This window comes from Fortiea contorta PCC 7126 (genome assembly GCF_000332295.1).
Classification (GTDB): domain Bacteria; phylum Cyanobacteriota; class Cyanobacteriia; order Cyanobacteriales; family Nostocaceae; genus Fortiea; species Fortiea contorta.
The window spans coordinates 4,377,993-4,389,766 of sequence record NZ_KB235930.1 but is presented as its reverse complement, the minus strand read 5'-3'; the positions used below and the strand labels follow the sequence as shown (position 1 = coordinate 4,389,766).

Annotated in this window: 10 protein-coding genes; 3 read left to right on the top strand and 7 right to left on the bottom strand. The window is 43.5% G+C overall.

Annotated elements, in window-relative coordinates; translation table 11 throughout:
- The first annotated feature begins 30 nt into the window (after positions 1-30).
- Positions 31-219: a CHAT domain-containing protein gene (locus MIC7126_RS0120340; RefSeq protein ID WP_017654999.1), complete on the top strand. Its 189-nt coding sequence runs from the start codon at positions 31-33 to the stop codon at positions 217-219.
- A gap of 137 nt (positions 220-356) precedes the next feature.
- On the opposite strand, the gene MIC7126_RS0120335 is transcribed toward MIC7126_RS0120340, so the two are convergent.
- The 3 genes from MIC7126_RS0120335 to MIC7126_RS0120325 form a co-directional block, all read right to left on the bottom strand.
- Positions 357-1,337, bottom strand: a complete 981-nt coding sequence (locus MIC7126_RS0120335) for an RNA polymerase sigma factor, RpoD/SigA family (RefSeq protein ID WP_017654998.1) — start codon at positions 1,335-1,337, stop codon at positions 357-359.
- Positions 1,338-1,893: 556 nt separating this feature from the next.
- Entirely contained in the window at positions 1,894-3,627 is a 1,734-nt protein-coding gene (locus MIC7126_RS0120330) for a helicase HerA domain-containing protein (RefSeq protein WP_017654997.1), read from the bottom strand.
- 188 nt (positions 3,628-3,815) lie between these two features.
- Entirely contained in the window at positions 3,816-4,607 is a 792-nt protein-coding gene (locus MIC7126_RS0120325; protein WP_017654996.1) for a glutathione S-transferase family protein, read from the bottom strand.
- Positions 4,608-5,362: 755 nt separating this feature from the next.
- Between MIC7126_RS0120325 and MIC7126_RS0120320 the strand changes: the two genes are divergently transcribed.
- Positions 5,363-6,229, top strand: coding sequence for a fasciclin domain-containing protein (locus MIC7126_RS0120320; protein ID WP_017654995.1), 867 nt, complete (start codon positions 5,363-5,365; stop codon positions 6,227-6,229).
- Positions 6,230-6,666: 437 nt separating this feature from the next.
- Entirely contained in the window at positions 6,667-6,882 is a 216-nt protein-coding gene (locus tag MIC7126_RS0120315; protein WP_017654994.1) for a hypothetical protein, read from the top strand.
- Between the two features lie 21 nt (positions 6,883-6,903).
- Here the strand turns inward: MIC7126_RS0120315 and ribD are convergent, their stop codons facing one another.
- From ribD to MIC7126_RS0120290, 4 genes are all read right to left on the bottom strand, one after another.
- A complete protein-coding gene (gene ribD / locus MIC7126_RS0120310; RefSeq protein WP_017654993.1) occupies positions 6,904-8,061 on the bottom strand; it encodes a bifunctional diaminohydroxyphosphoribosylaminopyrimidine deaminase/5-amino-6-(5-phosphoribosylamino)uracil reductase RibD in 1,158 nt (385 codons plus the stop codon).
- An 832-nt stretch (positions 8,062-8,893) separates the two neighbouring features.
- On the bottom strand, positions 8,894-9,532 hold the full coding sequence (gene mreD / locus MIC7126_RS0120300; protein ID WP_017654991.1) for a rod shape-determining protein MreD: 639 nt from the start codon (positions 9,530-9,532) through the stop codon (positions 8,894-8,896).
- 23 nt (positions 9,533-9,555) lie between these two features.
- Positions 9,556-10,365: a rod shape-determining protein MreC gene (mreC, locus tag MIC7126_RS0120295; protein ID WP_017654990.1), complete on the bottom strand. Its 810-nt coding sequence runs from the start codon at positions 10,363-10,365 to the stop codon at positions 9,556-9,558.
- An 84-nt stretch (positions 10,366-10,449) separates the two neighbouring features.
- On the bottom strand, positions 10,450-11,457 hold the full coding sequence (locus MIC7126_RS0120290; protein WP_017654989.1) for a rod shape-determining protein: 1,008 nt from the start codon (positions 11,455-11,457) through the stop codon (positions 10,450-10,452).
- Positions 11,458-11,774: the final 317 nt, after the last annotated feature.

The window sequence follows — 11,774 nt, the reverse complement described above, 5'->3', positions numbered from 1 at the left end:
AAAACGAGGAATCCGGAGAATTTGTGGAATGTGAATGATGAATCTACTAAGGAGTTAATGATTGCATTTTACCAACAAATGTTGTCACAAAAGACATCTCCCGCCGCCGCCCTGAATGTCGCCCAGCGCCAAATGTGGCTGCGGAAGGATTCGCAATATCCAGCTTGGAGACATCCCCGTTATTGGGCTGCTTTCTCTCTCCAAGGTGAATGGCGGTGAGGATTATTTGGGTGAATAACTGGGCGAACAACCGTACTCCGAAACGGAGAAGCAAGCTACGCCTCTACGAAGTTCCCTGCTATGAAAAAAGCCCCCTAATTGAGGAGGCGCGCTATGAAACAATCTCTGTTTCGAGCTTATGCTACATACTCTTTGACGTTACCGCGACGGCGGCGCAGATGAGCCAAGGCTTGGTGTTCTAATTGGCGGACACGTTCGCGGCTCAGATTTAACCGCTCACCGACTTTCGCCAAAGACATTTCGTTACCATCTTCTAAACCGAAACGCAAAGCTAAAACTTCTCGCTGTTGGGGGGTTAATTCTGCTAGCAAGGTGTTCAAGTCTTGGCGCAAGAATTCTTGGGTGGTGTAATACTCTGGTGATGGGCCGTCATCTTCGAGCATTTCTTGCAACTCGGTGTCTTGGTTATCGCCAACGCGCACATCTAAGGAAACTGGCTGGCGCGCCATGTTCAGATACTCGCGGATCTGAGCTGGTTCTAGCTCTAGTTCTTTGGCAATTTCTGCAGGTGTGGGCGATCGCCCGAACTTCTGTGCTAGCTCGCGCTGCACTTTTTTGATTTTGTTCAGCTTTTCGGTAATATGGATAGGTAAGCGGATGGTGCGACCTTGTTGGGCGATCGCTCTGGTAATCGCTTGGCGAATCCACCAGTAAGCATAGGTGGAAAATTTATAACCCCGCATGGGATCAAATTTCTCTACACCCCGCTCTAACCCTAGAGTTCCTTCTTGGATCAAATCCAGAAACTCCATGTTGCGTTTCTGGTATTTTTTCGCAATAGCCACTACCAAGCGCAGGTTAGCTTCAATCATTTTCTGCTTGGCTCGCTTACCTTGGGCGACAGTCTGTCTCACCTCTGTTTCAGAGGAATTAACTTGGTTCGCCCACTCTTCTGAACTTGGCTCGCGTTGCAGTTTTTTCGCCAAAGCTTCCTTGGCGTCCAATAATGTCATCATTTGCTGCACCTGCTTCCCATAAACAATCTCCTGCTCACGGGTTAGCAGTGGTACACGACCAATTTCTCGCAGATAGGTTCGCACCATATCAGCCGTGAATTTGGTGTTCAGGTTTTCGGTTTGGGTGTTAACAGTAGGCATTGGTGCGTTGTCCTCTACTCCGTAAACACAATGAATCTTTAATAACTACAGTGGTGGGTAAATTTAGTACATATATCACGGAACGTAGGGAGCTACCATCAGCAATAAGTTTATATAGCCGTTGTCAAGACGGTGTGTCGGTATGATAGGTTCCCTTACTTTTTGTCTTTTTTGGCATCTGTTTTCAGCACTTTGAGGATGTTTAAAAATTCTTGTTGTACTGTGCCACTAGCAGGGAGTGGAAAAATACGAAGTCAGTATGAGTTCTACTTTTTTTATAGTACGACAAAACTAGCGGATAGTAAAGCAGTTTAGATAAAGCTTATTATTATAAGATAAAATTGCCTGCTTGACCAAAAAACTTTTTAAACTTCCTATAGAGTGCTTACTATATCTATAGTGACGGCAAAACCCTCACTGCAGTTGCCGATACGTAGCGGGATAACCGAACTGATTGACGACTGTGGTGGAGGGAAGTTACGAAAGTGGGGGATGGGGACACCAGGGATAATAATTGACCATTAACCCCTTACCTTCACAAATGACCAATAACTCTCTAAAAACCCAAATCGGCTTTGGCTAGTTCAGCAGCTGCGAACAGTTCTGCGTCCGGTTTTTCTTCCCAAGCGGTGTCACCAATTTCTGCGTAGAAGGTGGCGTCATAAGGACGGGTACGGACTACAACTGGCATAGGGACAGCGTGACCTAAAATCATGGCTTGCTGCTTGGAGTCTAATTTTGCTAGCACTGAGCGCAGACTACCAGCACCGGAAACCCCTGTGAAGATGGCGTCAATGTCTTTTTCGTCATTTAGCAAAGCTGTAATGCGGGTGCCAATCTGGGACATGACTTCATTATCTATCCCCGACGGGCGCTGATCAACTACCAAAAGGGTGACAAAGTATTTTCGCATTTCCCGCGCGATCGTACCGAAGATTGTGCTTTGGACAATGGCTGGGTCGAGAAAACGGTGAGCTTCTTCGATGGTGATTACCAGTTGAGTTGGGCGATCGCTCGCATTGCCACTGTGTAAAAATCTCTCAGCCTTGCTGACGTAACGCTCGTGAATTCTTCTGGTGATCATATTCGTCACCAACATATATGATAGCATATCTGATTGCGAGCCAAATTCAACCACGACATGTTTTCCGGCTTCGAGCGATCGCAAAATTTGATCGATATAATTTTGGGGACAAGCTGCCCGCATATACTTTAAATTATCTAGCCTGAGCAGTTTGCGCTGCAATGACATAATCGAGCCTTGGTGTCCGCGCTTCTCGTCGCAGAACAGCTTGATTTCTTCATTTGTCATATTCATCAACTGCAAAATCCAAGCTTTGCCAAATTCTGCATACAGAATATTCGCATTATCCAAAGCTGCTTCTGACAGTCCTAAATCACGAGAGCATAATTTGACGTCTTCAATTTTAATTTGCTCATAACTCAAATACAGCTCTTGTGCATCCCTTACCCCCCGGCGCTTCGTCGATTCAGGGTCAAGGGTATACACTTCGACTTTACCAGGGAATAACTGCTTTAAGCCTTTAACTGTACTATATTGCTTCCCCTCACAAACAGCTTGCCAGCCATATTCAGAATGCATATCAAAAATCAAGTTTACTGCTGCATTTTTGCGGACTATCCCCGCCAACAGTAACCGTGTCAGAAAGGATTTACCTGTTCCCGATTTCCCAAAAACCCCGTTACTCCGTTCCACAAATCGGTCTAAATCAATGCAAACTGGTACATCCATATCCAGCGGCTTCCCAATAGAAAAATTCTTTCTTTGGGTGTCATCTTCCCAACCAAACACGCGGCGGAAATCTTCTTCGCTCGCTTCATAAACTTGGCTAAAATGGCTGGGAATAGTTTTGACCGGCAGCAATTCCATGGTAGTACTGGTTTGGGGCTGGAAAGATGCCAAACCTGTAATTGATGGCATGAAAGGATTTGCTGACTTACCGTTAGTTGGGGAAAAAGATTCCTCAGATTCGGGGGTAAACATCAACATCGGCGCGAGGTTGATAGTACCGTAGGTACTGCTACCTGCTAAAATTTCTCTTAAGAAAGTGTCTTCCCAATTGGGAGGGTTGGCGATGATGCGGGCATTTGCAGTTCCCAGGGCGACATCTGTTAGCATACAGAAAAAACGCGATCGCATCCCTTGCACAACTAAAAATTTTCCCACCCGCATATCTTCAACAGATATATCAGCGTGTAATCTTACTTCTAGACCCCCAGTTAGAGAGCCTTGGATGACTGAACCTAATGGTTGTCCTGAGTTTGTCATTGGTCATTTGTGATTTGTCATTGGTCAGTTGTCACAAGTGATTCTCTCCTATGGTTTATTCTCCTTATTATGTTGAATTCTGATTGTAGAATCCAAAAGTTGCTCACAATTATGAGTAGAAATTTTTATTGGTCAGTTGTCCTTTGTCAAGAGTTTTGAGCTAGCTACAAATGACCAATGACCAATGATTATTCAATCTGAATAGAAGTTGGCGCGCTTCCTAATGGAGGTATGTTGATTAACGGTTTGCGAAATTGAGCATAAAGGCGATCGCGCCAAGCAAAGAATGGTGCATAATCAGGATTATCTGCTAATGAGGGTACGCCTTTGCCTCTGATGGTAGCTGGTAAATCTAGATAAGGGCCATCAGGAAACTTGAGCAAAATTGATAAACCCGCCACCGTCAGGTCAGCTAAACTTGGTTCATCTCCTAGTAGATAGGGACTATCTGCTAATAATAATGTTAATGCTTCCAGGTCTTGTTTTAAATCGGCGATCGCTGATTTAATCACATCTGGACTGTAACCCACCCCAAAACCAACAATTGTCAAAAAATCGGTCGGTACTCCTTCCACCAAATTTTTAAATATATCTGGTGTGGAAGTGGGTAACAAAGACTTGCGGAAATTTTGATCCTGACTGATAGCAGCGAATAGTGCTTTGCGTCCTTTAATCCCAATCGACTCATCCGCCCATTCTTCCATCAATAGGGCTAAACCTCTTTTTTTCGGATCTGACGGTAACAATGGTCTGTCAGGATACCGCAATTCTAAATACTTAGCAATTTCTGTAGAATCTGCAATATACCTACTGCCATCTTTTAATACTGGCACCTGTCTTTGACCAGTTAGTCGGAACAGTTCTACCTGTCCAATCCCTGGTGTCACTTCAATTTTGCGGTACTCCAACCCTTTATAATCCAGAATTAGCCGGACTTTTTCCGAGTATTGAGATAATTCCCATTGGTATAATTCCAGCATGTCGCACGCCCTATAACTGGTTAATCGAGTAACTCTGATAATTCTATCTTCTGTTTCCGTATTTTTCCTGGGACTTTCTTAATTTTTGGTACTTTATCGGCGATTTAACTGTCACCAGAGTTTAATTTTTGGTAGTTTTGAGATAAATTAGCCCGTTTACTCAAAAAATATTTTTTGTTGGCTCATATATTAAATAATTAAATTATTCTAATATTTTATTATAAATAAATCTAACCTTTCGGTTTGTCAATTTTCCTCATCACTGTAATTGTTTTAGTCTCATGTGTACAGAAATTATCAGGTATATAAAACTACTTTTACTTGATATTATGATGATTTATTGCTAATTTTTTCAGCTTTTATACCTGTAATTAGCAAAATAATTTGTGTAAAATAAAACCTATTGATTTGCAACTTTTATCAGTGCTGGAGAAGATGCAAACATCAGATGATGGATGGCAAATAGCGATTAAATATTGATTTAGTTTCTAGTAAAAATAACTCAGATTGAGGTAAAATTTACGACCAATTAGACATAATTACATAACTAAATCAACATTATACTTAGTTGACCAGCAGAATTCGATTGCAAAATATACCTAATCATGGGTGCGGTGATAATTTTTTCCAGATTAAATTTTTCTTGTACAGCATAGTTTATGCCAAAATTTATCACTATAAAAGTTAGATGTTGTCCGTAGCAAAATGCTATAAGTCTTTATGTAAACTGTGCATGATATAAACAAGCAAAATTTATGAAGGCAAATTACAGCCAATTGCTAGCCAAGATTGCAGGTTTAGTAGGCATCAGCAGCCTCAGTCTTGTAGTTGCTCTCCCATCACAAGCAAAAGAGGTAGTCAATCCTAACCCCAGCATTTTTAGTGAAGCTCCTTACAACCGCAGTCAGCGTGTTGAGACAAATACTCAATATATACCAGGCGAATCTGCAACAGAAGCGACAAAAGGCGTGATTCCCAGCCGAAATTTGGTAGCACAGCAGTCCAAACCAGGGAAACTCAATCCCCGTCCCAGTATTTTTAACGAGCCTCCCTACAACCGTGGTGGTAGTGGTGCGCCAGCAGAAGCTGCTCCAGCTCCCGCTCCTACCCCCGAAGTCACGCCCACAAATCCACCAGCTACAGAAACTCCCTCAACCAGTACACCCACCGAAACTGCACCAGCAGCGGGTACAACTGACACCGAAGGCAAAAACTTGGTAGCATTGGCAGAGTCAAACACTTCCTTGACAACACTCACAAAAGCGCTGAAAGCTGCTGGGTTGACGGAAACTTTGCAAGGAAACGATAACTTTACCATTTTTGCACCTACGGATGCGGCATTTGCCAAATTGCCAGCAGACGCAGTTAGAGACTTGTTGAAGCCAGAAAATAAAGAAGTACTGGTGAAGCTGTTAACCTACCATGTGGTACGTGGTCAGGTACTATCCAAGGATTTAAAATCTGGTGAGGTGAAAAGCATCGAAGGTGGTGCGATCAATGTCAAGGTTGACCCTGCGACTGGTGTAAACGTGAATGACGCTAAAGTCACCACAGCTGATATCAAAGCTAAAAATGGTGTCATCCACGCGATCGATTCAGTATTATTACCTCCTGATTTGTAAAAATTGACTGGGGATTACCCAATTAGGTGAGGGGGATCAGGAAGGACGCAAAAAGTGCTGCTTCCTAATTCCCCTCACTGATTTGTGGAGCTAGCGTTGTCGCCTCATGTGAAATAAATTTGCTTTAATTAGTGTCTGTTATTCTTTTTCGCATTGAGCAATTTCTTCACAAACCAGTTAATTTTGGCTGATTTGTATATATAATCAAGTATTAGGTATATCTACACTCTTCCTATCAAATCTCCTGACAAGGCTGACTTTGTGTGCCTTTGGGGAATTTACCAAATCAATTTCCTGTTCCTTAACCTACATAAAGTTATAAATCGCTTTATTAAGCTTTTGATAATACTTATCTCAGCTTCTACATTCATGCAGTGATCTGCCATGGGAATTGTGTAATCTGAGAACAGCGAAGCTAATAATTAAATTGAGGTCAGATGACTCCTAAAATTATGCGTCGGCTTTGGTCGGTGGTGGAAACCGCCCATACTAAAACCCTCTTGCAACTAGACGATGCTAGTTTGGTGCAGTGGTTGATCAAGCAAACCAACACCCAAGAGTTCTTAGAACAAAACGAAACTGACTATTTGAGCGACTACATCCAATCTCGGTTGACCTTGATCCGCGAGCTGGCTTATGAGCGACAGTGCTGACGTTTGCTGACAACTGCAAAACTATGATTTTGTTTGGGATAAATAACCTTCCACCAAACAATCAGAACCAACGACACGCCAACGGACACGCTCTAATGGTAGAGCCTGCGTCATCGAAGTCAAGCCCAAATCGCCTACAGGTGTGGGCGCATGATTACCGCCAATAATTTTCGGCGCAATGAAAGCGAGAACTTTTTGAACTGCGCCTTGAGCGATCGCACTAGCAGCTAAAGTTCCACCACATTCCCACAGAACGCTACAAAATCCCCGCTCATACAAATGTGTCATGACCCGTTCTGGAGTCAGTGACGTCAATTCCACCACTTCCACACCCTTTTGGCGCAACATTGCTTGAAAATCGGGTGAGCTACCTACCTCCGTCAACACCAAAGTAGAAGCCTCTGCAGTGTGCCATAGGTGGGCATTTGACGGCAAATTCAACTGACGACTCATCACCACCCGTAAAGGGTTGTGAGCTTCTACCTGATGACTCGTTAAATAAGGGTTATCCTGACGTACAGTATTTCCACCAACAATCACTGCATCACAGGTTGCCCGTAGTTGATGGACTTCACTACGGGCATCTTGATTTGTCACCCAAGTACTATTACCAGAAGTAGTAGCAATCTTACCATCTAGAGTCATGGCATATTTCAAGATTCCCAGTGGTCGCTGATAAAGAATACGATGCACAAATCCTTCATTCAGCCGCTGACAGGCCTCTTGTTCCACTCCTACCAATACTTCTATACCAGCAGCACGTAAACGCGCAATACCACCACCAGCAACTAATGGATTAGGATCAACCATCCCTACCACTACCTTTGCTACCCCAGCCTTAATTAACCCTTCTGAACAAGGAGGGGTGCGTCCATAGTGATTGCAAGGTTCGAGATTAACATAAACTGTCGCTCCACGGGCTGCATCACCCGCCGCTTTCAAAGCAAAAACTTCCGCATGGGGTTCCCCTGCGCGGGGATGAAACCCTTCCCCAATAATCACTCCATTTTTGACAACTACAGCCCCCACCAACGGATTGGGTGAAGTGCGTCCCAGAGCGCGGCGAGCGAGTTCCAAACACCGCCGCATCATGCAAAAATCAAAATCACTGGGAATCGTATTTTTAGTAGAGTCAGGTAGAGATGCATCTGCTTCTGGCGTCCCTGGGGAATTATCCATAATTTTGGGCAATACTCTAAATATTGTCTATGCGATCGCTTGTTTTTTGGGCGATCCTTTAACAGTAATATTCAAGTTTTACTTTTGGTGATCTTAACTTACCTGTTATTGCTCTCCTCTCCTACAGTGAGAGTTGATAGTAATTCACACAAACCTTGATAGACAAGGATTTCCCGTAGGGGCACAACATTGTTGTGCCCTCACCAACGTCTTGGCATCATGTTGAGATAGAAATAGTGTTGGGGTGAATCCAGTTATAAAAGAACATCGAAGCATCAATTATCAGGTTTTTTGGCGTAGAGTATCCAAAAACTTTCGGTGCAACATATATCTTATCGGTATCGTGCTCCTAGGATTTGGGTATTTTCTGAATTGGAAGTGCCTCAAGGTGCATAATTCAAGTTCAGAAGGCGGAAGTTGCAGAGCAAAACGAGAATGTTCTACCTCAAAACAAGAACATTGCACCTCAAAGCTGGAACGTTGAGGCTCAAAACGAGAATGTTCTACCTCAAAACAAGAACATTGCACCTCAAAGCTGGAACCTTGAGGCTCAAAACGAGAATGTTCTACCTCAAAACAAGAACATTGCACCTCAAAGCTGGAACCTTGAGGCTCAAAACGAGAATGTTCTACCTCAAAACGAGAACATTGCACCTCAAAGCTGGAACCTTGAGGCTCAAAAATAGAACATTGCAGCTAAAAGCTTGAACAATACTGAATACTCGTAATTAAGGGCACAACTGTAGTTGTGCCCCTAGGGTGGGTTATGCAATTGCAAGGTGGTGTTTCTCCTCATCCTAGCTACACCCGAAAACTAGTTCATTAAATAATTTTACGATTGCTCTAACAGCTTGATCTGCTGCCACCAGCGATTCAAGGGATAATAAACTATGGGCGCCCAAAGACTGCTGAGAATGGCAGAAGCTAGAGCCACACGTTGGTAGTATGTCCAAATATACTCCGCTTTGCGTAGACTCTGCCCGCCGTAGCCATCAGCCGCAAAAGTTAATTGCAAACCAAAAATAGTTTCTGCAATTACTGCCATGGCAAAGACAATTAAAGCAATAGAAATAAAATCTTCCTCTATAAAACGTTGCTTTTGAAGTAAACTAGTTAACGCTCCCACCACACCTAAAGTCACTGCATGACTAGGGTGAGGAGATGTCATCGCATCTTGAAGTAATCCCAAAACTATTCCTGCAAAAGCGCCAGCCCAAACTGTGCGTTTCACACTCCAAGCCACTACCCAAATTAACAACCAGTTTGGCCCTATGCCTAATAACTCCATCCCTGGTAAACGGGTAGGTAACATCAGTAAACACAATAAAACAGACCCAACAGTCACTGTCAAATCTAACAGGCGGAGTGATTGTGGGCGCCAACTAGCAAGTGGCTTCGTTGAGATCTGAAATTTTTGCTCTGGAGATTTTGGCTTTTTTTGCCTGCGATTACCAAATGCAGGAATTTTCATTGCTTTGCGAACTTTAGAAAAATTTAATTAGGTTTTGGCGATTCTAGCTTGATTGTTGCTTGATTTTCTAACTCTGGGTCTTCTGGTTTGGGATAGACAGCGACCCAATCAAGCGAGCGAATAGGAGGAAACAGCTCTACTTTCGCTACTGATGTTGGCTGTTTCTTTAAATCTAAAGATTTGATTCTGCCTACTGCCAAACCAGCCGGAAACTTTTTACTATAAGTTGAGGTGGATACTAAGTCTCCAACCTTGACATTGGGAACTTTTTCTAAAAACTCTAGCACCGCCTCGGATGAAGAATCTCCCTGCAAAACACCCTTAGCTGCTGTGCGACTAACTGTTACACCCACTTGACTTTTGAGGTCACTGATGAGCAGCACGCGGCTAGTGTTGGGAGTGACGCTCTCGACCAAGCCCACCAATCCACCCTCAGCTTTGACTACAAAGCCTTCCTCAATTCCTGAGTTTTTACCCCGATTGAGTGTAACCTGTTGCCACCAATGATCAGCGCTACGCCCCACCACTCTTGCGGGAATTGGGCGTGCTGTCAATGGCTGTTGTTCTACGTAATTTAATAAATCTTTAATTTTTTTATTTTGACTTTCTAACTCTACTATGCGTGTTTGCAATTCTAATACGCGTGCATCTCTGAGTTGTTCTTCAGGAGTTGGCCCTGCTTGCAACATTTGCAACGGTCGGGTAATCCCCTGATAAAGCTCTAACAGCAAGGCGCCTTGAGTTTGTCTGAGCGTCCAGGCGCTACCCAGAGTTAACGCTATTAACCCAACTTGTAAAGCTTTCCGATCCCACCATCTACGTAATGTCACCATTCCTCACCCTGTTTTCAGATTTTTGATTACACTTAAAAATATTGGGTTCTAGTATGAATAGAACCCAATAATCAGTATGTTTTCTCACATATTCCGAGACCGACCACTGAAAACTCGTTCCAGTTGCTTGAAGTTCTCTAACACGCGGCCTGTCCCTAAAACAACACAGCTTAAGGGATCAGCTGCTATGTGGGTGACAATACCTGTTTCATGGCTAATTAAGGTATCTATGCCTTTGAGTAAAGCGCCGCCACCTGCTAACATAATACCCCTGTCAATAATGTCCGCTGCCAGTTCTGGCGGTGTGCGTTCTAATGTCCGCTTCACTGCTTCGATTATTACTGATAACGGTTCCAACATACTTTCACGAATTTCTGGGCCTTTGATGGTCACAGTTCGTGGTAGACCAGACAGCAGATGCAAACCCCGGACTTCCATCATCGAATCGCCATCTTCCTGAGTTGGATAAGCAGAACCAATCCGAATTTTGATGTCTTCTGCAGTCCGTTCCCCAATCACCAAGTTATGAACTTTCTTCATATACTGGATGATGGCTTCAGTGAGTTCGTCTCCCGCAATCCGTACTGATTCGCTAATTACTGTACCTTGGAGACTGAGTACAGCTACTTCTGTGGTGCCGCCACCAATATCGATAATCATGTTACCTGTGGGTTCCTCCACTGGTAATCCCGCGCCAATGGCTGCTGCTACCGGTTCATCAATTAGATAAACTTCCCTTGCTCCCGCTTGAGAAGCAGCATCCATAACTGCCCGCCTTTCCACCCCAGTGACACCGCTGGGAATACCGATGACTATTCGAGGTAGAATTAAACTTTTACCCTCATTTACCCGCTGAATAAAGCTTTTGAGCATTAGCTCGGCTGTATCAAAGTCAGCAATTACACCGTCGCGCAAAGGGCGCAGGGCAATCACATTTCCTGGTGTGCGACCGAGCATTTTTTTGGCATCTTCTCCAACTGCCAGTGCTACCTTTTCGTTTTGATCAATGGCAACCACTGAAGGCTCTTGAAGTACGATACCTTTACCAGATACGTAAACGAGGGTATTAGCGGTACCGAGGTCGATACCCATATCCCATGATGAGCGAAAGTTCCTAAAAAGACCCACGCGTCTCTACGCCCCCTAATTGTGATGCTTGTGACTACAACGGTAAGAGTTAACCGTGCTGGATTTTGTTAATTTTTTATACTGAGTCCAGTAAAGACAACTATTTTTTAGGTAAAATTAGGTGATTATTACTATGGCTCAGTCTTTCCGTCTTTGATATTTTTTGACTGTCCAGGTATATCCTGAGAATTTTTTAGGATATCTATACTAATTTGTATCATCATTAGTCATGAAGATATTGTTAAATAATTAACATATTTTTATGAGTTTTACAATTCGTT